Below are 22,715 nucleotides of genomic sequence, written 5' to 3'. Positions count from 1 at the left end.
CCAGAAACGCCTTTGACGGTCGAGCCATTCCCATCATCACCGATCGACCTCACCAAACACGATGTCGAGTGAACCCAACACGGCGGTGACGTCGGCCAACATGTGGCCGCGACACAAAAAGTCCATGGCCTGGAGATGCGCGAAGCCGGGCGCGCGCAGCTTGCAGCGATAGGGCTTGTTGGTGCCGTCGGAGACGAGATAGACGCCGAACTCGCCCTTCGGCGCCTCGACCGCCGCATAGACCTCGCCGGCCGGCACGCGGTAGCCTTCGGTGTAGAGCTTGAAATGATGGATCAGCGCTTCCATCGAGCGCTTCATCGCCGCGCGCTTCGGCGGCACCACCTTGCCGTCAAGGTTGGACACCGGCCCGCTGCCCTCCTTACCGAGCAACAGATCGACGCACTGGCGCATGATTTTCGCCGACTGCCGCATCTCTTCCATGCGCACCAGATAGCGGTCGAAACAGTCACCGTTCTTGCCGATCGGAATGTCGAAATCCATCTCGGCATAGCATTCGTAGGGCTGCGATTTGCGCAGGTCCCACGGCGCGCCCGAGCCGCGCACCATGACGCCGGAAAAACCCCAGGCCCAGGCGTCGGCCAGAGACACCGTCGCGATGTCGACATTGCGCTGCTTGAAGATGCGGTTGCCGGTCAAGAGTGAGTCGAGGTCGTCGACCGATTTCAGGAATGGGTCGATCCACTTGCCGATGTCCTCGATCAGCTTCTGCGGCAGATCCTGATGCACGCCGCCGGGGCGGAAATAGGCCGCGTGCATGCGCGAACCCGAGGCGCGCTCGTAGAACACCATCAGCTTTTCGCGCTCGACGAAGCCCCACAGCGGCGGCGTCAGCGCGCCGACATCCATCGCCTGCGTCGTCACATTGAGGATGTGCGACATGATGCGGCCGATTTCCGAATAGAGCACTCGGATCAACTGGCCGCGCTTTGGCACCTCGATGCCGAGCAGACGCTCGGCGGCAAGCGCAAAGGCATGCTCCTGGTTCATCGGCGCGCAATAATCGAGCCGGTCGAGATAGGGCACGGCCTGCAGATAAGTCTTGGCCTCGATCAGCTTTTCCGTGCCGCGGTGCAACAGCCCGATATGCGGGTCAACGCGATCGACGACTTCGCCGTCAAGCTCCAGCACCAGGCGCAAAACGCCGTGCGCCGCTGGATGTTGCGGGCCAAAATTGATGTTGAAGTTGCGAACGGAGGTTTCAGCCATTTACTGCTTTGCCTTTTCATCCCCCGGAAGCACGTAATCCGTACCTTCCCACGGAGACAGAAAATCGAAATTGCGGAATTCCTGCTTGAGCTCCACTGGCTCGTAGATGACGCGCTTGGCTTCGTCGTCGTAACGCACCTCGACGAAGCCGGTCAGCGGAAAGTCCTTGCGCAGCGGATGGCCTTCAAAGCCGTAATCGGTCAGAATCCGCCGCAGATCGGGATGGCCTGAAAACAGCACGCCATAGAGATCATAGGTCTCGCGCTCGAACCAGTCGGCGCCGGGATAAATCCCGGTGATTGACGGCACCAGCGTCTCTTCGTCGGCCTGGACCTTGATTCGGATGCGGATATTCTGTCTCGGCGACAGCAAATGATAGACGACGTCGAAGCGCTTCGCCCGCGATGGATAATCGGCGCCGCAGACGTCGATGATCGAAATGAACTGGCATTTCGGGTCGTCGCGCAGGAAGGTCACCACCTCGATCAGGTCGCGCGGCTCGACTGGGATGGTGAGTTCGCGATAGGCGAATACCGCCTCGCCGATCCGGCCGACCAGTTTCTCGCCGAGATAGGTCGAGAGATCATTCAACGCCTGGGTCATGACAGCCTCGCCAACCAGTCCAGAATCTTGCGTGAGTCTTCCGGATCTTTCTCACCGAACCAACCGCTCTCCGTGGCCGCGTCAATGGTCAAAAAAACCTGGCATTCATCATCGTCACCCAGCTCGCCAAAAAACAGCTTTCCGACAAACTGCCGGGTTTCGAGGTTTGCCGGGTCCCCGTTCAGGGCAACGCACTCCACAAACAACTTTTCGGTAACTGCTCCCTGGCCCGGCGCCGAAGAGGAAAGCTTGGCCGACATTTCAGCAGTCAGGTTCTTGGTTCGATCGCCAAGCGAACGCAGTCTCACGTCGCCATGATAAAAGACTATTCGTGGGTCGCTTGTCGGCTCAGCCTCCCAATCATTTAGTCGAATGTCGACACCGAGACCAGCAGCACCAAATTTCGTATCTGCTAAAAGCGCAGAAGAATAAAACGTCGAACCGGCGTCCGTTTTTACAAATCGCTGTTCAGACGTCTTGAACATCAAATCCAGCCAAGGCTCAGGGTTGCCATGAATAATCCCATCTTCATCCACGGCGATTTACCGCTCGATCGTGCCGGTGCGGCGGATCTTCTTCTGCAGCAGAAGGATGCCGTAAAGCAGCGCTTCGGCGCTCGGCGGGCAGCCGGGCACGTAGATGTCGACCGGCACGATGCGGTCGCAGCCGCGCACCACCGAATAGGAATAATGATAATAGCCGCCGCCATTGGCGCAGGAGCCCATCGAGATGACGTAGCGCGGCTCCGGCATCTGATCGTAGACCTTGCGCAGCGCCGGCGCCATCTTGTTGGTCAGCGTGCCGGCGACGATCATGATGTCGGACTGGCGCGGGGACGCGCGCGGCGCGACACCGAACCTCTCCGAGTCATAGCGCGGCATCGACGTATGGATCATCTCGACCGCGCAGCAGGCGAGACCGAAGGTCATGAACATCAACGAGCCGCTGCGCGCCCAGGTGATCAGCGCCTCGGTCGAGGTGACGAGAAAGCCCTTGTCGGCGAGCTCGTTGTTGATCTCCAGGAAGAATGGATCGTCGGACCCGACCGGCCTGCCGGTGTTGGGGTCGATGAGGCCCTTGGGCTTCGGCGCGACGAGCGTGCCGGAACTGTCGTTCAATCCCATTCCAGCGCTCCTTTTTTCCATTCATAGGCAAAGCCGATGGTCAGCACCGCCAAAAACACCATCATCGACCAGAAACCGAGCATGCCGATCTGGCTGAACGACACCGCCCAAGGAAACAGGAAGGCCACCTCCAGATCGAAGATGATGAACAGGATCGACACCAAGTAGAAGCGGATATCGAACTTCATGCGGGCGTCGTCGAACGAGTTGAAGCCGCACTCATAGGCGGAAAGCTTTTCCGGATCGGGGTTGCGGTAGGCCACCAGGAACGGTGCAGCGAGCAGCGCCAGCCCGACGATCAGCGCCACGCCGATGAACAGGACGATGGGCAGGTACGAACCTAAAAGTGCGTTCATGCTGCAGTTTCCGTTGGCGGCCAATCCACTCTGATTACAGCACCGGACCCACTTGCGGAAGCGTGACAGTTTAACCACTGAACCGTTTTAAGGGGGCTCTATGCTGCAACGCGGCGAGGGTTAGCGCAGCGCTTTCGGCGAAGCAAGTCAAACCTTGTTCAAATCGCGGTGCTGGACGGCATATCCGGGAAAACTGGTCCGATCCGCTCCTGTTTGATTTCCTTCACTTTTTACTCCACTTTTCTCTCCTGACATGGATGCCGCCAAAACCCTGCTAGCATGGCACGGAATCGCAGGTCATTTTCTCTGTCTAAAATCCTCCGGATGCCGCCTTCATGAAGGAAAAAATCTCGCTTGCCACGGCCCGCCGCATCGCGCTCGCGGCACAGGGATTCAATGACCCGCGACCCACCGGCACGCCTGACCGCCGGCATCTGGCCCGCGTGCTTGCCCGTACCGGCCTGCTGCAGATCGATTCCGTCAGCGCCGTGGTGCGCGCCCACTATATGCCGCTCTATTCGCGGCTTGGCCCTTACAAGCTGGCGCTGCTCGACGACGCCGCCGTAACGCGCAAGCGCATGGTCTTCGAATATTGGGCGCACGAAGCCTCCTTCTTGCCGGTCGAGACCTATCCGTTGATGCGCTGGCGCATGCAGCGGGCCGAGGGCGGCGACGAAATGTACAGCGGACTGGCCAAATGGGGCCGCGAGCACGCCGCCTATATCGAAGACATCTATCGCGAGGTCGCCGAACGAGGCCCGATCGCAGCGTCGGCTTTCGAAGGGCAGAAGGGTTCGGGCGGCTGGTGGGGCTGGAGCCATGCCAAGCACGCCTTCGAATGGCTGTTCTGGGCCGGCCGCATCACCACGGCGCATCGCCGCGGCTTCGAACGGTTCTACGATCTGCCGGAGCGCGTATTGCCGCCGGCGGTACTCGCGCTACCGGTTCCCTGTCCCGAGGATGCTCACCGCGAATTGCTGCGCATCTCGGCCCGCGCCCACGGCATCGCCACGGCAGGAGACCTGCGCGACTATTTCCGCCTCTCGCCCGCCGACATCAAGGGCCGCATCGAGGAGTTGGTCGAGGCCGGCGACCTGTTGCCGGTGAGCGTCGAAGGCTGGAACAAAACAGCCTATCTCCACAAGGACGCCCGTTTGCCGCGCAAGATCGAGGCGCGCGCCTTGCTCGCGCCGTTCGATCCTGTCGTCTTCGAGCGGTCGCGCACCGAGCGGTTGTTCGATTTCCACTACCGCATCGAGATCTACACGCCGGCCGAAAAGCGCCGGTATGGCTATTATGTGCTGCCATTCCTGCTCGGCGACAGCATCGTCGGGCGCGTTGACCTCAGGGCCGACCGCCCGGCCGGCGTACTGCGCGTCCATGCCGCCTATGCGGAGCCCGGCGCCTCGCTGCAAACCGCAGCCGAACTCTTCGAGGAATTGAAGCAGATGCAGGGCTGGCTCGGGCTTGAGCGCATCGAGGTGACAGCTGCCGGCGACCTTGGCCAGCCGCTAGCGGATGTTGCCGCCGTAGGGTAGTGGGCAGTTTGAAATTTCGGAGATTTTCTACCTGCGCTTTGGCTAGCTCTACGCTATGATCGAGAAATGGCTACACCGGACAGGTCGCACGTAGAAATCGTTCAAAACGGAATATGGCATTTGAGCCCCGTCGAGGACGTCGCCGGAATGAACGGCGGCGTGCGATGCGCTTCATGCAAGCAGCTGGGTAAGGTGCACAGAGCATCGGTCAATGGCATGCGCGCACATTTCGAGCATCACCAAGCCAACCCGGAATGCGAACTCAGCTACCGCAGTCCTGCTAGCAAAGCAATACGATGGCCAAGCACCCCAAGCGCCCACGCGATCCCAACGAACTCGCACAGGCAAGCTTTGGGAGATCGGCGACATTGTGGCGTTGATCGCGGGGAAGGAAGCTGAAAATCCTATGGTGCGTGGCCCTTATGAAAAGCGTTATAACTATCCGCCGTCGAACTAAGTTTGTCCTCTTGGCGGTCCTCGTAGTTCTCGTATTTGCCGGCTATTCCGAGCGTTACAGGCTGGGTCAGCACCTATGCCGCAACTTCATAGATACCTGGATTGAAAGGAGCGGATACATATTGTGCTATCGCGCTCCATAGCGTGGCGCGGACTCACGTCGGAATTTCAAACTGATCCATTACCCGCCATAGACGTGCGTTGACACGACTACCCCCACAAGCCTAAATCCGTTCCAGACGGTCCCCTGCCCGCAACGGCAAGGGCCAAGAGGGAATGCGGTGCGAAATCTCGATTTCAAATCCGCGGCTGTCCCCGCAACTGTAAGCGACGAGCCAAGGCCGAAAACCACTGGGATGTTCCCGGGAAGGCGGCACCCAGGCGATGACCCGCGAGCCAGGAGACCTGCCGTCTAGGACATAAGAATCCGATCGCCTGGCGGGTTTTCCGGGCAAGGAGCCTGATTTGGAACGCGACAGCAGTTTTCCGGCTGAGACAGCGGATTTATTGTCCGGCCTTGGTGATTCCCCGGCCGGCGTTACCGTCATCGTCTGCTCGTCATGCCGTGACGAGACCGGTTCGGACGCTCATCCGCGCGCCGGCGAACTGCTCGCAGAGGACACGCGCCGCGCCGCTTCCAGCGAAAACATCAAAATCCGCACCGTCGAATGCCTCGGCAATTGCAAGCGCCGGCTCAGCGCGGCCATGCTGCGCGACGGCTGCTGGAGTTACGTCTTCGGTGATCTGACCACGACCAGCGGCGCCGATCTCGTCACCGGGGCAAAGCTGTTTGCCACCTCGACGGATGGGCTCATTCCTTGGCGCGGCCGTCCCGATTGCCTGAAGCGCGGCCTTGTTGCCCGCATCCCTCCCCTCGACCTTTTGAAGGACCTGACATGACCGCTGCCTCCCTTTCACGCGTTTCCTGCACCGTGGTCACCGGCTTTCTCGGCGCCGGCAAGACGACGTTGATCCGCCATTTGCTCGAAAACGCCAAAGGCAAGCGCCTGGCCATCATCGTCAACGAGTTCGGCGACATCGGCATCGACGGCGAGATTCTGAAGGGCTGCGCCATCGACACCTGCCCCGAGGAAAACATCGTCGAGCTGGCCAATGGTTGCATCTGCTGCACCGTCGCCGATGATTTCGTACCGGCGCTGGACCAGATCCTGTCGCTGACGCCGAGGGTCGACCACATCCTGATCGAGACATCCGGCCTCGCTTTGCCCAAGCCGCTGGTCCAGGCCTTCCAGTGGCCGTCGGTGAAAAGCCGCGTGACGGTGGACGGCGTCATTGCCGTGGTCGACGGACCGGCGCTGGCTGATGGCCGCGTAGCCAACGACATGGACGCCCTGCAGGCCCAGCGCGCGCAGGACGAGACGCTCGACCATGACGATCCGGTCGAGGAAGTGTTCGAAGACCAGCTCGCCTGCGCCGACCTGATCATCCTGTCGAAGAGCGACCTGATGGACGCAGCCGGCTCGGCCCGTGCCAATGCCGTCATCGGCAAGCACGTTGCGCGGGCGGTGAAGATCGTACCGACTTCGCAAGGCAAGGTCGACCCGTCGGTGCTGCTCGGCCTCGGCCTCGCCGTCGAGGACGACATCGAGAACCGCAAGACCCACCACGACGACGAGCTCGACCACGAACATGACGATTTTGACTCGTTCGTCATCGACATCGCGTCTGTGTCCAACCCGGACGAGCTCGCACAACGGGTCGCCACGGCGGCGGAGGAAGAAAACGTGTTGCGCGTCAAGGGTTTCGTCGAAGTCGGCGGCAAGCCGATGCGGCTCCTGCTGCAGGCCGTCGGTCCGCGCGTCAACCACTATTACGACCGCGCCTGGACCGCTGAAGACGACCGCCGCTCGCGCCTGGTCGTCATCGGCCTGAAAGGGCTGAACCGCCCGGCCATCGAGCGTATCCTCGCCGGCTGACCCCAGGTACGAGCCGCGATGCACATCCTCACCACCACATCCGCCTCGCTCGACGATCTCGCCGAGCCTGTCGATCTCAGGCAAACGCCTGCGGATGTCGTGGCGCTGTCCTTCACCGACAGCGACCTGGCCGGGCTGGCGGCGGCGTGGAAGGCAGATGCGCACCGCCTGCCGTCGATGCGGCTCGCCGCCTTGCGCGACCTGCGCCATCCGATGTCCGTCGACCTGTGGATCGACAGCGTCGCCCGCCACGCCAAGGTCATTCTGGTCCGCATCCTCGGCGGCTATGACTGGTGGCGCTATGGCTGCGACCAGCTCGCCGTTATCGCGCGAAATCGCGGTATCAAGCTGGCGCTGCTACCGGGCGAGAGCCACGACGAGGATTTGCGACTGATCGATGGCTCGACGCTGCCGCGCGAGGAGTTGGACGCCCTGCTTGGCTATTTCCGCGAGGGCGGGCCGGCAAATATGACGGCGCTGGTGCAGAGGCTGGCAAGTCTCGCTGGATCGGGTGCGGCGGTAGCCGAACCTGTTAGCGTGCCAAAGGCGGGATTTTACGAGCCGGGACTGGGGGTCGTAGAACGCGGCGTCCCCCTCCCCCTCGAGGGGAGGGTCCGGCGGCAGGCCGGGGGTGGGGTCCTCTCCGAAGCGCGCCTACACAAAACGTCGCGCACTGTCGTGACGACCCCACCCGGCCCTGCGGGCCACCCTCCCCTCGAGGGGGAGGGGGACGTCGTGCCAATTCTCTTCTACCGTTCGATGCTGCTCGCCGCCGATGTCGCGCCCATCGACGCGCTTTTCGAAGCCCTGCGCCACCGCGGCATGGCTCCCGTGCCTATGTTCGTCTCCAGCCTCAAGGACCCGGCGTCGCTCGCCTTTGTCGAAACCGCGCTCGCAACCCTGAAGCCTGCCGCCACCATCACCGCCACAGCTTTCGCCTCGGGTGCCGAGCCCGGTGTCGAAACCCTGTTCGACCGCGCCGGCGTGCCGGTGTTCCAGGTCATCGTCGCGACCACCCGCCGCGACATCTGGCAAACCAATCAACGCGGCCTGGCGCCCGCCGACCTTGCCATGCATGTCGTCCTGCCCGAGCTCGACGGCCGCATCCTGGCCGGCGCCATTTCATTCAAGGGCGAAAGCGAAACCGACCCGGCGCTGGCCTTCCGCGCCTTCGCCAACCGGCCTGAACCCGACCGCGTGGCGCAAGTGGCGAACCGTGTCGAGGCCTTCGTGCGCCTGCAGCGGACGCCGCGTGCGGAGCGCAAGCTCGCCATCCTGATCCCCGACTATCCGAGCGCCCCCGGTCGCACCGGCTACGCGGTTGGTCTCGACGTGCCGTCCAGCGTGCTGGCAATGCTGCACGACCTCAGCGAACAGGGCTACGCCGTTGAAAGGATTCCGCAAACGCCGCGCGAGTTGCTGGAGGTGCTGGAGCGTGGAGGTGAAGGGTTGGGGTTTGAGGACTATCTCGGGTACTCGGCGGAATTGCCTGCTGAAGCGATAGCTGCCGTGACGGCCGCATGGGGGAATGCGGCAGATGACACAAGTTTGTGCGAGGCACCCCCCTCTGTCCTGCCGGAGACGTCCGGCAGGACAGAGGGGGGTGTTCAAGCGCCTGCCGCCGCAAAATTCGCCTTCCGCGCAGCCACCTTCGGCAACGTCACCGTGGCACTCGCACCTGACCGCGGGCGCCCAGCCGACCGCCGCGCCGACTATCACGACCCGACGCTGCCGCCGCGCCATGCGCTGGTCGCCTTTGGCCTCTGGCTGCGCAAGTCGCTCGGCATCCATGCAATTGTCCATGTCGGCGCCCACGGCACGCTGGAGTGGCTGCCCGGCAAGACCGTGGCGCTCAGCGAAAACTGCTTTCCCGAGATAGTCACCGGTCCCCTGCCCGTCATCTATCCCTTCATCGTCTCCAACCCGGGAGAGGCAGCGCAGGCCAAGCGGCGCATTGCCGCCGTCACGCTCGGCCATCTGCCGCCGCCGCTGACCGGCGCCGGACTGGACGAAAACCAGCACAGGCTTGAACGACTGGTTGACGAATATGCCCAGGCCGACGGGCTCGACCGCCGCCGCCGCGACCGCCTGGCGAAGCTGATCGTCGAGACGGCGGAAAAGACCGGCCTCGCCTCAGAGGCAGGCGTCGCCAGGACCGACGCAGCCGACGAGGCTTTGCGCCGCATCGACGCCTGGCTCTGCGATCTCAAGGATTTCGCCATCAAGGACGGCCTGCACATTTACGGCCGCTTGCCGGAAGGCGAGGCTGATCCGGTACGGCGGCAAAGTGCGGCAGCTGAAAAAACCGCGCTGCTTGCCGCCCTCGACGGCCGCCACGTCGCTGCCGGTCCGGCCGGTGCGCCGGCGCGTGGCCGGAGCGATGTGCTGCCCACCGGCCGCAATTTGTTTACCGCCGACCCGCGCACCATGCCGACGCCGACCGCCTATGATCTGGGCAAGATGGCAGCGGAAGAAGTGGTCCGCAGCTACATGCAATCGCATGGCGACTGGCCGCGCTCGCTGGTCATCGACCTGTGGGGCTCGGCCTCGCTGCGCACCGGCGGTGAAGAGATCGCGCAAGGCCTGGCGCTGATGGGCTGCCGGCCGCAATGGGATTCCGCCACCGGCCGCATCACCGGCATAGATGTGCTGCCGCCGGCAACACTCGGCCGTCCGCGCGTCGATGTCACCTGGCGCATATCGGGCCTGTTCCGCGACATGTTCCCGACCCAGATCGCGCTGATCGACGCCGCGGCCAACGCGGTGGCGACCCGCGACGAGGACGATTCGGAAAACCCGCTCGCCGCTAGGACCCGCATCGACGGCAAGATCAGCCCGCGTATTTTCGGCACCTCGCCGGGCACTTACGGCGCGGGCGTCGAGGACTTGTTGTCGAGCGGCGACTGGGCAGCGCGCGAAGAGATCGGCCGCACCTATCTCGCCGCCACCTCGCACGCCTATGGCGGCTCCGAGGGCAAAGGCATTTCGGCGCCCGGCGCGTTCGAGGATCGCCTCGCCGAGGCCGACCTTCTGGTTCATACCGGCGACGACCCCGGCCGCGACATCCTCGAAGGCTCGGCCGACGTCGCCTTCATCGGCGGCTTTTCGGCAGCACTTGCCGCCCTCGGCAAAAACGCCGACGTGATCGTGCTCGACACCACGGACCCGCAAAGACCGAAGCCGCGCTCGATCAGTGAGGCCGTGTCGCGCGTCGTGCGGGCACGCGCCGTCAATCCGCGCTTCATCGCCGGCCAGATGCGTCATGGCCCGCGCGGCGCCTCGGAATTCGCCGAGACGGTCGACCGGCTTGTCGGCTTTGCTGAGACTACCCATGCCATATCGGGCACGCTGATCGAGGCGGTGCACGACGCCTATCTTGGCGACCCCGTGGTGCGCGCCTTCATCCTGCGCGAGAACCCGGCGGCGGCAAAGGTGATTGCCGAGCGTTTGCTGTCGGCACGGCGGCGCGGGCTCTGGCATCCGCTGCGCAATTCGATCGATGACGATCTCGCCGCACTGATTGCCGAAGCGCAAGCTCTGGGAGCGGCGGCATGAACGCTTTCTCGCGCCGTGGCGCCTGCCCCGCTTTGTCGGCGCCGATGCAGACCGGCGACGGGCTGCTGGTGCGGCTCAATCCGGTCGCTGGAGGACTGTTGCCGAAGTCGTTGATCGGACTCTGCGAATCCGCCTTGCGCCATGGCAACGGCATCATGGAAGTGACCGCCCGCGGCAGCCTGCAGATCCGCGGCCTGACGCCGGCAAGCGCGCGGCTGCTGGCGATGGAGGTCGATGCGCTGGGCATCGCGGTGCGCACCGGCGTGCCGGTAGAGACCGGCCCGCTGGCCGGGCTCGACCTGGAGGAGATAGCCGACCCGCGCCCGATGGCGGAGCGGATTCGGGCGGCAATTGAGGACGCCGGTGTTACGCAACGCCTTGGCCCGAAGGTTTCGGTGATCGTCGACGGCGGCGGGCAGCTGACAATGGATGCGGTTACGGCCGATGTCAGGCTGGTCGGGGTGCGGGCCGCCGACGGAATTAAGTGGCGGGTATCGCTCGCCGGAGATGCGCAGAGTGCCACGCCGCTGGCGATGTCCGACGAAGATGCGGCTTGTGACATCGCCGTCGCCATTCTCAGGATGGTTGCCGAAAAGGGCCGCGATGCCCATGCGCGGGATTTGACGGCGAGGCAGCTGAGATCTCTCGCAAGTTGGCGATCCGTCGCGCCCCCCTCTGTCCTGCCGGACATCTCCCCCACAAGGGGGGAGATTGCGCCCTCATCTCGGCTTTCGCCTATCACCCGAGGTCCTGAGCCGCCGCTGAAGCTGCCGATCTCCCCCCAAGTGGGGGAGATGTCCGGCAGGACAGAGGGGGGCGCGACCGAACGCCAGCCCATCGGAGTTCTTAACCTAGCCACCACCGCAATCGCCCTTGGTATTGGCCTGCCGTTCGGCAGCATACCAGCGCAAAAACTTATCGATCTCACCCAATACGCCCTCACCCTCGGCACCACCGAAATCCGCCTGGCGCCGGGTCGCGCGCTGCTTTTGCTTGGCCTCTCCCCAGCCGCATGTCTTTCACTCCAGAAAACCGCCGCAGCCCTCGGCTTTGTCACCGACGCAGCCGATCCGCGCACCAGGATCGCCACCTGCCCCGGCGCACCCGCCTGCGCCTCCGGCCGGATCGCCACCCGCGACATCGCCGAGACCATCGCCGTGGAAAACCGCGATATCCTCGATTCCTCGCTGACGCTGCACATCTCCGGCTGCGCCAAGGGTTGCGCCCATCCCGGTCCGGCGGCGCTGACCCTGGTCGGTGGCGAAAACGGAGCCGGACTTGTCGTGGACGGGACGGCAAAGGCATTGCCCGCCGGATACAGGCCGGGCTACGACGCCGCGCACAGCATCGGCCGCATTGCAGCGGCGATCCGCAGCGCACGACATTCCGGCGAAACTGCTGCCGCCTGCCTGGCAAGGCTCGGCGCGGCCGGCATCACCGAAATCTACCGACAGGAATGAGCATGCCCGCCCAGAACGCCTACGACTACATCCATGATGGCACGGCGATCTACGAGCGCTCCTTCGCCATTATCCGCGCCGAGGCCGACCTGTCGCGCTTTTCCGAAGCCGAGGCCGAAATCGCTATCCGCATGATCCACGCCTGCGGCCAGGTCGAGGCTGCGCGGCACTTCGTTTTCTCGAGCGATTTCGTCGCCGCCGCGCGCACGGCGTTGGGGGCCGGCGCGCCGATCTTCTGCGACGCGCAGATGGTCTCGCATGGCGTCACGCGCGCCCGGCTGCCGGCCGGCAATGAGGTGATCTGCACGCTGCGCGATCCGCAGACCGCCGACATCGCGAAAAAGATCGGCAACACCCGCTCGGCCGCGGCGATCGACCTGTGGGGCGAGCGCATGGCCGGTTCGGTCGTCGCCATCGGCAATGCGCCGACCGCCCTTTTCTATCTGCTGGAAAAGCTGCGCGACGGCGCGCCAAAGCCGGCGGCGATCATCGGCATGCCGGTCGGGTTTGTCGGCGCCGCTGAATCGAAGGATGCGCTGGCCGAAAATTCCTATGGCGTGCCTTACGCCATCGTGCGCGGCCGGCTGGGCGGCAGCGCCATGACCGCCGCCGCCCTCAATGCATTGGCGAGGCCGGGCCTATGAATGCGATTGCAAAAGGCAGGCTTGTCGGCGTCGGCACCGGGCCCGGCGACCCGGAACTCTTGACGCTGAAGGCAGTGCGCGCGCTGGCCGAGGCCGATGTCGTCGCGCATTTCGCCAAGCGCGGCAACAACAGCAACGCCCGGGCCATCGTCGAAACCCATTTTCGCTCCGATTTGATTGAACTGCCGCTGCTCTATCCGGTGACGACCGAAATCGACAAGGATCACAGCGATTACCGCTCGCAGATCACCGATTTCTACGAGGAATCGGCCGAAAAGGTCGCCGCGCACCTCAGCGCCGGCAGGATGGTCGCTGTGCTTTCGGAAGGCGACCCGCTTTTCTACGGCTCCTACATGCATCTCCATGTCCGGCTGGCGCACCGCTTCCCGACCGAAGTCATTCCCGGCATCACCGCCATGTCCGGCTGCTGGTCGGCGACCGGCCTGCCGATCGTCCAGGGCGACGACGTACTGACCGTATTGCCCGGCACAATGAGCGAATTCGAGCTGATGCGCCGCCTCGCCGACACCGACGCCGCCGTGATCATGAAGGTCGGCCGTAACCTGCCCAAGATCAGGCGCGCGCTGGAGGCAACCGACAAGCTGGCGCGGGCCATCTATGTCGAGCGCGGCACCATGCCGGGCGGCGTCTCGATGCGGCTTGCCGACAAAAAGGACGACCAGGCGCCTTATTTCGCCATCGTGCTGGTGGCCGGCTGGTCAGGGCGGCCAAGAGCATTGGGAGCCGAAGCATGAGCGGCCGTCTCACCGTCATCGGCCTGGGGCCCGGCAACGCCGACCAGGTGACGCCGGAGGCAAGCCGTGCCGTTGCCGAGGCAAAATTCTTCTATGGCTATAAACCCTATCTCGACCGGCTCGATCTGCGCCCCGACCAGATTCGCGTCGCTTCCGACAATCGCGAGGAACTCGCGCGCGCCAGGGACGCGCTGCTGAAGGCTGTGGAAGGCCACGATGTCGCCGTCGTGTCGGGCGGCGATCCCGGCGTCTTCGCCATGGCCGCAGCCGTCTGCGAGGCGATGGAAGCGGGCCCACCCGAATGGCGCGCGGTCGACATCGCCATCGTGCCCGGTATCACCGCCATGCTCGCCGTCGCCGCCCGCATCGGCGCGCCGCTCGGCCATGATTTCTGCGCCATCTCGTTGTCCGACAATCTGAAGCCGTGGGACCTGATCGAGCTACGCCTGCTAGCGGCAGCCGGCGCCGGCTTCGTAATCGCGCTCTACAACCCGATCAGTAAGGCGCGCCCATGGCAGCTAGGCCGCGCCTTCGAATGCTTGACGGCGATCCTGCCCGGCACCACGCCGGTGATCTTCGGCCGTGCCGCCGGCCGTCCCGACGAGCGCATTGAGGTTTTTCTGCTGGCCGACGCCGATGCCGCGAAGGCCGACATGTCGACCTGCATCATCATCGGCTCGCCGGAAACCAGGATCATCAAGCGGGGTGACAAGGCCGCGCTGGTCTACACGCCGCGTTCGGCAGCGGGCCCAAGAACATGACCGACCAGAAAATGATCGACCATCTCGCCAAGAGATTCGACGGTCTCAGCCGACGTGACGTCCGGCAGCGCCGGCCTGCGGATCATCACCACCTCGATTCCCAGCGCTCGCGCCGCCGCGATCTTGCCGTAGGTCGCCTCGCCGCCGCTGTTTTTGGAAACAACGACTTCGATGTGGTGTTGCAGAAGCAGTGCATGTTCGTCGACTTCCCGAAACGGCCCGCGCGCCAAGAGATAGGTCGCGTCGGGCACAGCGAGCCTGGGCTCGACCGGGTCGACACTGCGGATGAGATAATGATGCTGGGGAGCGGCCTTGAAGGCAGCGACCTCCTGTCGCCCGAGCGCCAGGAACACGCGGCGCGGCACCGATCCCAAAGCCGTCACCGCGCTGGCAACGGTGTCGACCAACATCCAGCGATCACCTTCGACCGCCTCCCATCCGGGACGCCTGAGCGCAACGACAGGCACGCCGGTCATGCGCGCTGCTTCCGCCGCATTGGCGGAGATTCGCGCCGCATAGGGATGCGTGGCGTCGATCAGGAGGTCGATCTTGTTCTGGCGGAGATACGCCGCCAGCCCGCCGGCACCGCCGAAGCCGCCGACCCGCACCGGCACCCCCTGCGCGGCCGGGTTTTCGGTGCGGCCGGCCAGCGACAGTATGACCGAAATATCCGCGCGCGCGGCCAGCTTTCCGGCCATTTGCCGGGCTTCGGTGGTTCCGCCGAGGATCAGTATGCGGTGGGTCATCATGCCTGCTGAAGCTCCGCGCGGCGCTAAGCTCACCTCAAAGTGGCTCACGATCATCGGCATCGGCGAGGACGGTGTAGCGGGTCTCGGCGACGAGGCCAAGCGGTTGATCGCGGAGGCCGAATTCGTCTTCGGCGGCAAGCGCCACCTTGCCCTCGTCGCGTCGCTCGCCAAAGGTGAAGCGCGCGCCTGGCCGACACCCTTCGATGCCGAGATGCGCGGCGTGCTGGCGCTCTCCGGCAGACGCGTCTGCGTGCTGGCCTCCGGCGATCCCCTCTACCACGGTGTCGGCGTCACCCTCGCCCGCAAGGTCGCGGCAGAGGGTATGCGGGTGATTCCCGCGCCCTCGGCCTTTTCGCTGGCCGCCTCACGCCTGGGCTGGGCGCTGCAGGACGTCGAGACCATTTCGCTGCATGGCCGCTCGCTCGACCTGATCCGGCCGTTGCTGCATCCTTGCACCCGCATTCTCGCGCTGACCTCGGACAGCGATGCACCGGGAGCGATTGCCCGTCTGCTGACAGAGCTCGGCTTCGGCGCCTCGCAGCTGACCGTTCTGGAGGCGCTCGGCGGTCCGAACGAAAGGCTGCGCTCGGCAAGCGCCGGCACCTTCGATCTCGAAAAGATCAACCCACTCAACGTGCTCGCGATCCAAGTTGAATCAAGTTCAGAGGCACACATTCTGCCACTGACATCAGGCCTTGCCGATCATTTGTTCGAGCACGACGGCCAGATCACCAAGCGCGAAGTGCGCGCCGTCACCCTGTCCGCTCTCGCGCCAACGCGCGGCGAATTGCTGTGGGATATCGGCGCTGGCTCAGGCTCCATCGGCATCGAGTGGATGCTGGCCCATCCTTCCATGCGTGCGATCGCCGTTGAGGCCGATCCGGCCCGCGCCGCGCGCATCCGACGCAACGCCGCGGCTTGCGGCGTTCCCGGTCTCACCGTCGTCGAAGGTTCGGCACCGCAAGCGCTTGCCGGGCTGGAGACGCCCGCGGCGATATTCATCGGCGGCGGCGGCAGCGATGCCGACGTGCTGGAGGGAGCCATGGATGCCTTGCCTGCCGGCGGCCGCCTCGTCGCCAATGCGGTGACCCTGGAGATGGAGGCGCTGCTGCTTTCCCGTCACGCCGCGCACGGCGGCGAACTCACCCGCATCGCTGTATCCCGTGCTTCGCCGGTCGGTTCGATGCAGGCGTGGCGGCCGGCCATGCCGGTTACCCAATGGAGCTGGGTCAAGCCATGATGGTCGCGGGCATCGGCAGCCGCAAAGGCGTCAGCGCAACGGACGTGCTTGCCGCGGTAGAAACCGCGCTGGAGGCGCACGGGCTTGCCCTGTCGGCGCTTTCAGCCCTCGCGACCGCGTCTCTCAAGCAGGATGAGGCGGCAATCTTCGACGCCGGACGCGAACTCCGCCTTCCGGTAATCGTTGTCGGGCAGGACGAACTCAAAGCCGCATCTACGGCCAGCCGTTCCGACCTATCGCAGGAGCATGCCGGCACTCCGTCGGTTTCCGAAGCCTCGGCGCTTGCCGCCGCCGGCAAAGGCGCAAAACTGCTCGGGCCGCGCACCGTGCTCGGTGCTGTCACTTGCGCCATCGCCATCAGCGGAGAGGCGGCATGACCGTTCACTTCATCGGTGCCGGCCCGGGTGCTGCCGACCTCATCACCTTGCGCGGCAGCCGCCTGCTCGGCAGTTGTCCCGTCTGCCTCTATGCCGGATCGATCGTCGCGCCGGAGCTGTTGCAGCACTGCGCGCCCGGAACGAGGTTGATCGACACCGCGCCGATGTCGCTCGACGAGATCGAGGCCGAATATCTGGCCGCCCACGCGGCCGGCAATGATGTCGCCCGCCTGCATTCCGGCGATCTTTCGGTGTGGAGCGCCGTTGCCGAGCAGATCCGCCGGTTGGAAAAGCACGGCATTCCCTACACGCTGACGCCGGGCGTGCCGTCCTTCGCCGCTGCGGCGGCGGCGCTGCGCCGCGAGCTGACCATTCCAGAAGTCGCGCAAAGCCTGGTGTTGACCCGCATCTCCGGCCGCGCCTCGAAAATGCCGCCCGGCGAAAAGCTGGCCGGCTTCGGCCGCACCGGCGCCACGCTGGCCATCCACCTTGCCATCCACGCTATCGACCGCGTAGTCGCCGAGCTGACGCCGCATTACGGCGCCGACTGCCCGGTCGCGGTCGTCTTCCGTGCCTCCTGGCCGGATGAGCGCGTGCTGACCGGCACGCTGGCCACCATCGAGGCGCAATTGGCCGCCGATCCGATGGAACGCACGGCAATCATCTTCGTCGGCCGTTCGCTGGCAGCGGAGGGCTTTGGCGAAAGTTCACTGTACGACGCGCACTACCAGCGACGCTTTCGCGGACGGGACGGATTGTGAGCGGTAGCAACAGAAACACTACGGTCGAGCAGGCGCTCACCCGGCTTAACTTCAAGCCGCGCCAGCTTGAGCCCGGGCATGTCTGGCTGGCCGGCGCCGGCCCTGGCGATCCCGGCTGCCTGACGCTGGAAGTGCTGGCCGCCCTCGGACAGTGCGACGCCCTGGTTTATGATGCGCTGGTCTCGCCGGAAGTCGTCGCAGTCGCCGAGGGCGCGGAATTGTTCTATGCCGGCAAACGCGGCGGCAAGCCGTCGATGAAGCAGGACGACATCACCGCTCTGCTGGTCCGGCTGGCGCGCGCGGGCCGGCGCGTCGTCAGGCTGAAGGGCGGCGACCCCTATATTTTCGGGCGTGGCGGCGAAGAGGCGCTGGCGCTGGCCGGGGAAACTATCCCGTTCCGCATCCTGCCTGGCCTGACGTCCGGCCTCAGCGCGCTGGCCGCGACCGGCATTCCCGGCACCATGCGCGGCATCAACAAGGCGCTGATCCTGGCGACCGGCCATGCCGCCGGCACCGATGACGATCTCGACTGGGCGGCAATCGCCCGTACCGGCCAGCCGGTGGTCGTCTATATGGGTATGGCCAACCTGCCGCTGATCGCCGCTTCGCTGCTCGAGGGCGGCCTGCCGTCTTCGACGCCCGCCGCGGTCATCGTTGCCGCGACGACGCCGCAGGAGCGTATCGTCGTCGCCACGCTCGCCACGATTGCCGAGGAAACGGCCGCAGCCGGCTTGACCTCGCCGGCGCTGATCGTCGTCGGCGGCATCGTCGGGATGCGCGCGGCACTGGCGGGTGAGCCATGACCCGCGCCATCATCATCGGCGCGCCGCGCTCGGGCTCGGGCAAGACCAGCGTCACCATCGGCATTTTGCGCGCACTTGCCCGGCGCGGCCTGAAAGTGCGCGGCGCCAAATCCGGCCCGGACTATATCGATCCTGGCTTCCACACCGCAGCCACAGGCTTGTCCGGCATCAATCTCGACAGCTGGGCAATGCCGCCCGCCCTGCTCAACGCGCTGGCCGGCGAAGCGACCGAAGATGCCGATTTTATCTTCCTCGAAAGCGCCATGGGCCTGTTCGACGGGATCCCTGCTGCTCCAGGCCGTTCCGGTTCGGCGGCCGATCTCGCACGGCTCTATGGTCTGCCGGTGCTGCTTGTGCTCGATGTCTCCGGCCAATCGACCACGGCTGCGGCCGTCGCCAAGGGTTTTGCCACCTACGATCCGGATGTGCGCATGGCCGGGGTCGTGCTCAACCGGCTGGGCAGCGAGCGCCACCGCCGGCTATGCGGCGATGCCATCGAAGCACTCGGCCTGCCTGTCGTCGGTGCCATCCTGCGCGATCCCTCGCTCAACCTGCCCGAGCGCCATCTCGGCCTCGTCCAGGCCGGCGAATATGAGAATCTGATGGCGCATCTCGACCGGCTGGCCGACATGGTCGAGCGCTCGCTCGATCTCGAGGCCATCATGGCGCTGGCGGCGCCATTCACGCCCGCGCCGGGCAATTTCGGCGACGCGCTGCCGCCGCCCGGCCAGCGCATTGCACTCGCCGAGGACGCCGCCTTCACCTTCCTCTATCCGCATGTCGCCATGCATTGGCGCAAGGCCGGCGCCGAAATCGTGCCGTTCTCGCCGCTCGCCGATGAGGCGCCTGGCGACGATTGCGATGTCTGCTGGCTGCCCGGCGGCTATCCCGAGCTTCACGCCGGCCGCCTCGCCGCCGCCGCGAATTTCAGGGCGGGCATGGCGAGGTTCGCCGCCACGCGGCCGGTGCATGGCGAGTGCGGCGGCTTCATGGTGCTGGGCGAGGCACTCGAGGACGCGTCGGGCGAGACGCATCGGATGCTCGGCCTCCTCGGCCATTCGACCAGCTTCGCCAAGCGCAAGATGAATCTCGGCTACCGCGAGGCGCGGCTGCGTTCCGAGTGCCCGCTCGGAAGCCAAGGCACGCTGATCCGCGGCCATGAATTCCACTACGCGCAGATGGTTGCGACCGGCAATGACGAGCCGCTGGCCGACCTCGCCGACGGTCAAGGAAATCCGCTCGGCGCCTCGGGATACCGGCGCGGCAATGTCAGCGGCACGTTCTTCCATGCCATTGCGAGGGGCGGATGAAGGCCTCGCAACAGCAAATTCTCGATGATATCGTGCTTTGCCTCGTCTTCTTTACCCGGCTGCCGCTGCCCGGAACCGACTTTCGTGGCCGCAGCCTTGCCGCTGCGATCTGGGCTGCACCGCTTGCCGGTCTCGCCGTCGCTCTGGCCGGTGCGCTGGTCTACGCCGTCGGAACGAGGCTCGGCCTGGCCGAGGGTCCTGCTGCAGCGTTGACCCTTGCCGCGATCTTGCTCGCCACCGGCTGCCTGCATGAGGACGGCCTTTCGGACGTCGCCGACGGCTTTGGCGGCGGCAAGACGCGCGAAAGGAAATTGGAGATCATGCGTGACAGCCGCATCGGTGCCTACGGCGCCTGCGCGCTCGGCATCTCGCTGCTGATCCGCTGGAGCGTGCTCTCTGGATTCGCCGGCCCGGCTCATGTCCTTTGGGCCCTCATTGCCGCGCATGCGGCGTCGCGCGGCCTGCTCGGCGCCTTCATGCACCTGCTGCCGCCGGCCCGTAGCGACGGCCTCTCGGTTGATGCAGGCACAGTCACGGCCGAAACCGCTATAGCCGGTGCTGTGCTCGGTGCGGCCGCGCTGCTGGCGCTTGGGTTCAGCGCTGCCATCTTCGCGCTCATCCTGCTTGCGTTTCTGTTTGCCGCCTTCCGCGCGCTGTGTATCAACCAGATCGGCGGTCAGACCGGCGACACCGTCGGCGCCCTGCAGCAGCTGGGCGAGATCGCAATCCTGCTCGTCGCTTCCGTTTCCCTTTCTTGACTCTGTTTCGGAGATTTCGCCCCCATGCCTTTCAAATCGCTCGATGAACTGCGCGCCGCCTGCCTCGACCTGCCCAATGGCAGCGATGCCGCCGCCAATGCCGTCGCGCGCCGCCAGGACACGCTGACCAAGCCGCAAGGCAGCCTCGGCCGGCTGGAGACGATAGCCGCCTGGCTGGCGCGCTGGCAGGGCCGCGACATGCCAAAGCTCGACCGTGTCAAGGTCTTCGTCTTCGCCGGCAACCACGGCGTCACTGCGCAAGGGGTGTCGGCTTTCCCCTCGGAAGTCACCGTGCAGATGGTGGCGAACTTCGCCGGTGGGGGTGCTGCCATCAACCAGCTTGCCCGCATTGCCGGCGCCGAGCTCGACGTCATCCCGCTCGACCTCGACCGCCCGACCGGCGACTTCACGCAAGAGCCGGCGATGGACGACGAGGCCTTCCTCGCCGCCGTCTCCGCGGGCTACCACGCGATCAGCAAGGAACTCGACCTCGTCTGCTTCGGCGAAATGGGCATCGGCAACACCACGCCGGCGGCGGCCATCTCGACCGCGCTGTTCGGCGGCGGCGCGGAGCGATGGACAGGGCGTGGCACCGGCGTCGACGACGCCGGCCTCGTGCGCAAGATCGTCGCCATCGAGGCTGGCCTCAAGCGCCACGCCACGGCGCTAGCCGATCCGCTGAAGATAGCGGCAGCCCTCGGCGGGCGCGAGCTTGCGGCGATCTTGGGCGCAACACTGGCGGCGCGCCATCTCGGCGTGCCGGTGCTGCTCGACGGCTTCGTCTGCACCGCCGCCGCCGCACCCTTGGTAGCGCTGCACCCTGCCGGCCTCGCTCACACCATGGCCGCTCACGTCTCAGCCGAATCCGGCCATCGCCGCCTGCTCGAAGCGCTCGGCCTGCCACCCTTGCTCGACCTCTGCATGCGGCTCGGGGAAGGCTCCGGCGCCTGCCTCGCCGTCAACATCGTCCGCTCGGCACTCGAATGCCACGCCCGCATGGCAAGCTTTGCGGAGGCTGGTGTTTCGGAGAAGTAAGGCGGAGCCAAGCGCGGATCGCGTTGATGAACAAACCCTCACAGATTTTCGGAGACCCCAAACAGGGGCTTCGCGATGTTCTTGCTCGGATCATCAGGGATTTCGACAGCAAGAGCGGCGCTTTTGCCGGGCTGAAATACAATTCGCCGTGGATACTCGCCACCGAGGATTGGGCAGAGCGATCGGGCCATACGGTCGAAGAGCTATGCGAGATGATTCTCAATGGCGAATCTCAATCTTTTCTGGCGAGCAGACAGACCCGAGAATCGTTCAGATTTTTGAAGATCTTCGCAGTGCCGCGGAAGATTGGCGAACCGAGACAGACTACATCGATCCACCCCTTCCCTACGATCCTGAAGAGGCAAAATTCCCCGATCGCAAAGAACTGAAAGCGCATACACTCAGGCCTGGGATTCTTTGGGATTATCGACGCAGTGGCATCACTACGATGCCCGAGACCTTAGTTTTAGCGGAATTATCGAAGATAGATTTGGTCACGAAATTAGATTCTCGATGACCTTCAAGCTGGCATATGGTGGTCCCATAAGGTTGTTCTTCCAATTTCCTTACTATTCGGAAGGCGATCCGAGACATCTAGACCTCTTTATGCTTTCAGGCTGTTTTGTCTGTCACGACCTCCGTTTGCCCAAAGCACTCGACCTTAAATGGACCGTCGGTAAAAGCAGGACAAACTTCGATGCCGTCGACGGCGCCTTGGCCATAGTGCGGGCGATCCTCAGCTGTCTGCGGCCGACTATCCATAGCGGTTGCATAATGCGGCCACCCGATAGCGGCGAAACATCCCGCTTTCTAGGTCTTTCCACCAATTTTCTGAAAAATTTGGTGGGTGCGCACAGGATTGAACTGTGGACCCGCTGATTAAGAGTCAGCTGCTCTACCAACTGAGCTACGCACCCACTCGGCCGGCAAAACCGGCGTTGGCGGGCATATAGCCGCCGACATCCGCCATGTCCAGCCCCGTGGGATTCATTTCCCGACAAATCGCACCGGGGGTCTCGTCATCCCTGGGCGGAGCGAACGCGAAGCGGAGCGCAGACCCTGGGATCCATGCCGTTACAGTCGTCGAAGAACGCAGCGACGCGGATTAGCATCCGTCCGCAAATGAGCAGAAGACGGCGGCTCGTTGAAGTCCAGCTTGCACCGTCGGCGCATTGCCGTCCGGTCACGGCATGATGGGGTGGACGGCGCCCGACGGCATCGGATGTGCCAGAATGAGTTCGTTGAGATCTCAAACAAGGGAGCCGT

23 protein-coding genes, 1 tRNA gene and 1 riboswitch are annotated in these 22,715 nt (G+C 64.7%); of the genes, 17 read left to right on the top strand and 7 right to left on the bottom strand.

What is annotated here, in order from left to right; all coding sequences use genetic code 11:
* Positions 1-36: 36 nt before the first annotated feature.
* From NKI97_RS29385 to NKI97_RS29365, 5 genes are read right to left on the bottom strand one after another with little or no spacing between them, the layout of a single operon-like run.
* The gene (locus tag NKI97_RS29385) at positions 37-1,227 is read right to left on the bottom strand and encodes an NADH-quinone oxidoreductase subunit D (protein WP_352450015.1); all 1,191 of its coding nucleotides are present in this window, start codon (positions 1,225-1,227) and stop codon (positions 37-39) included.
* Entirely contained in the window at positions 1,228-1,830 is a 603-nt protein-coding gene (locus tag NKI97_RS29380) for an NADH-quinone oxidoreductase subunit C (RefSeq protein WP_352837920.1), read from the bottom strand. It abuts the gene before it with no gap.
* Positions 1,827-2,366: a hypothetical protein gene (locus tag NKI97_RS29375; RefSeq protein WP_352837918.1), complete on the bottom strand. Its 540-nt coding sequence runs from the start codon at positions 2,364-2,366 to the stop codon at positions 1,827-1,829. Before NKI97_RS29375 ends, NKI97_RS29380 begins: the two co-directional genes overlap by 4 nt.
* A gap of 6 nt (positions 2,367-2,372) precedes the next feature.
* Positions 2,373-2,954: a NuoB/complex I 20 kDa subunit family protein gene (locus NKI97_RS29370; RefSeq protein WP_023670824.1), complete on the bottom strand. Its 582-nt coding sequence runs from the start codon at positions 2,952-2,954 to the stop codon at positions 2,373-2,375.
* A complete protein-coding gene (locus NKI97_RS29365; protein ID WP_023676631.1) occupies positions 2,945-3,310 on the bottom strand; it encodes an NADH-quinone oxidoreductase subunit A in 366 nt (121 codons plus the stop codon). The genes NKI97_RS29370 and NKI97_RS29365 overlap by 10 nt, the downstream gene beginning before the upstream one ends.
* 335 nt (positions 3,311-3,645) lie before the next feature.
* On the opposite strand from NKI97_RS29365, the gene NKI97_RS29360 reads away from it, so the two are divergent.
* From NKI97_RS29360 to NKI97_RS29325, 9 genes are all read left to right on the top strand, one after another.
* Positions 3,646-4,848: a winged helix-turn-helix domain-containing protein gene (locus NKI97_RS29360; protein ID WP_352837916.1), complete on the top strand. Its 1,203-nt coding sequence runs from the start codon at positions 3,646-3,648 to the stop codon at positions 4,846-4,848.
* Positions 4,849-4,914: 66 nt separating this feature from the next.
* The gene (locus tag NKI97_RS35560) at positions 4,915-5,247 is read left to right on the top strand and encodes a hypothetical protein (protein ID WP_502907133.1); all 333 of its coding nucleotides are present in this window, start codon (positions 4,915-4,917) and stop codon (positions 5,245-5,247) included.
* 280 nt (positions 5,248-5,527) lie between these two features.
* Positions 5,528-5,731, top strand: a riboswitch (cobalamin riboswitch).
* A 38-nt stretch (positions 5,732-5,769) separates the two neighbouring features.
* The gene (locus NKI97_RS29355; RefSeq protein WP_352817126.1) at positions 5,770-6,204 is read left to right on the top strand and encodes a DUF1636 family protein; all 435 of its coding nucleotides are present in this window, start codon (positions 5,770-5,772) and stop codon (positions 6,202-6,204) included.
* The gene (gene cobW / locus NKI97_RS29350) at positions 6,201-7,241 is read left to right on the top strand and encodes a cobalamin biosynthesis protein CobW (RefSeq protein ID WP_352817129.1); all 1,041 of its coding nucleotides are present in this window, start codon (positions 6,201-6,203) and stop codon (positions 7,239-7,241) included. Before NKI97_RS29355 ends, cobW begins: the two co-directional genes overlap by 4 nt.
* A gap of 18 nt (positions 7,242-7,259) precedes the next feature.
* Positions 7,260-10,796 (top strand): cobaltochelatase subunit CobN, encoded by a 3,537-nt coding sequence (cobN, locus tag NKI97_RS29345; RefSeq protein ID WP_352837914.1) that lies wholly within the window; start codon positions 7,260-7,262, stop codon positions 10,794-10,796.
* Positions 10,793-12,256 (top strand): precorrin-3B synthase, encoded by a 1,464-nt coding sequence (cobG, locus tag NKI97_RS29340; protein ID WP_352837912.1) that lies wholly within the window; start codon positions 10,793-10,795, stop codon positions 12,254-12,256. The genes cobN and cobG overlap by 4 nt, the downstream gene beginning before the upstream one ends.
* Positions 12,253-12,900, top strand: coding sequence for a precorrin-8X methylmutase (locus NKI97_RS29335; protein ID WP_502907132.1), 648 nt, complete (start codon positions 12,253-12,255; stop codon positions 12,898-12,900). The genes cobG and NKI97_RS29335 overlap by 4 nt, the downstream gene beginning before the upstream one ends.
* Positions 12,897-13,655 carry a precorrin-2 C(20)-methyltransferase gene (locus tag NKI97_RS29330; RefSeq protein ID WP_352837908.1) on the top strand — a complete coding sequence of 253 codons (759 nt, stop codon included), beginning with the start codon at positions 12,897-12,899 and terminating at the stop codon, positions 13,653-13,655. Before NKI97_RS29335 ends, NKI97_RS29330 begins: the two co-directional genes overlap by 4 nt.
* Entirely contained in the window at positions 13,652-14,416 is a 765-nt protein-coding gene (locus tag NKI97_RS29325) for a precorrin-3B C(17)-methyltransferase (protein ID WP_352837906.1), read from the top strand. Before NKI97_RS29330 ends, NKI97_RS29325 begins: the two co-directional genes overlap by 4 nt.
* On the opposite strand, the gene NKI97_RS29320 is transcribed toward NKI97_RS29325, so the two are convergent.
* Positions 14,380-15,162: a cobalt-precorrin-6A reductase gene (locus NKI97_RS29320; RefSeq protein WP_352837932.1), complete on the bottom strand. Its 783-nt coding sequence runs from the start codon at positions 15,160-15,162 to the stop codon at positions 14,380-14,382. The two genes, NKI97_RS29325 and NKI97_RS29320, sit on opposite strands and share 37 nt — an antisense overlap.
* Before the next feature lies 1 nt (position 15,163).
* Between NKI97_RS29320 and cbiE the strand changes: the two genes are divergently transcribed.
* Genes cbiE through NKI97_RS29280 form a run of 8 tightly spaced genes read left to right on the top strand, consistent with a single transcriptional unit; the run spans position 15,164 to position 21,838 of the window.
* Entirely contained in the window at positions 15,164-16,405 is a 1,242-nt protein-coding gene (gene cbiE, locus NKI97_RS29315; RefSeq protein WP_352837904.1) for a precorrin-6y C5,15-methyltransferase (decarboxylating) subunit CbiE, read from the top strand.
* On the top strand, positions 16,402-16,782 hold the full coding sequence (locus NKI97_RS29310; RefSeq protein WP_352837902.1) for a cobalamin biosynthesis protein: 381 nt from the start codon (positions 16,402-16,404) through the stop codon (positions 16,780-16,782). Before cbiE ends, NKI97_RS29310 begins: the two co-directional genes overlap by 4 nt.
* Entirely contained in the window at positions 16,779-17,543 is a 765-nt protein-coding gene (cobM, locus tag NKI97_RS29305; protein ID WP_352837900.1) for a precorrin-4 C(11)-methyltransferase, read from the top strand. Before NKI97_RS29310 ends, cobM begins: the two co-directional genes overlap by 4 nt.
* Complete coding sequence (cobA, locus tag NKI97_RS29300; protein WP_352755825.1) at positions 17,540-18,346, top strand: uroporphyrinogen-III C-methyltransferase; 807 nt, start codon at positions 17,540-17,542, stop codon at positions 18,344-18,346. The genes cobM and cobA overlap by 4 nt, the downstream gene beginning before the upstream one ends.
* Entirely contained in the window at positions 18,343-19,656 is a 1,314-nt protein-coding gene (locus tag NKI97_RS29295) for a cobyrinic acid a,c-diamide synthase CobB (RefSeq protein WP_352837898.1), read from the top strand. Before cobA ends, NKI97_RS29295 begins: the two co-directional genes overlap by 4 nt.
* The gene (gene cobS, locus NKI97_RS29290; RefSeq protein ID WP_352837896.1) at positions 19,653-20,414 is read left to right on the top strand and encodes an adenosylcobinamide-GDP ribazoletransferase; all 762 of its coding nucleotides are present in this window, start codon (positions 19,653-19,655) and stop codon (positions 20,412-20,414) included. Before NKI97_RS29295 ends, cobS begins: the two co-directional genes overlap by 4 nt.
* A gap of 24 nt (positions 20,415-20,438) precedes the next feature.
* Positions 20,439-21,449 carry a nicotinate-nucleotide--dimethylbenzimidazole phosphoribosyltransferase gene (gene cobT, locus NKI97_RS29285; RefSeq protein ID WP_352837894.1) on the top strand — a complete coding sequence of 337 codons (1,011 nt, stop codon included), beginning with the start codon at positions 20,439-20,441 and terminating at the stop codon, positions 21,447-21,449.
* 26 nt (positions 21,450-21,475) lie between these two features.
* Entirely contained in the window at positions 21,476-21,838 is a 363-nt protein-coding gene (locus NKI97_RS29280; RefSeq protein WP_352837892.1) for a hypothetical protein, read from the top strand.
* A 452-nt stretch (positions 21,839-22,290) separates the two neighbouring features.
* Here the strand turns inward: NKI97_RS29280 and NKI97_RS29275 are convergent.
* Positions 22,291-22,366, bottom strand: a tRNA-Lys gene (locus tag NKI97_RS29275).
* Positions 22,367-22,715: the final 349 nt, after the last annotated feature.

Origin of the sequence: Mesorhizobium sp. M0296, assembly GCF_040321675.1 — a bacterium.
GTDB lineage: Bacteria > Pseudomonadota > Alphaproteobacteria > Rhizobiales > Rhizobiaceae > Mesorhizobium.
This window is presented reverse-complemented; position numbering and strand designations above follow the sequence as displayed.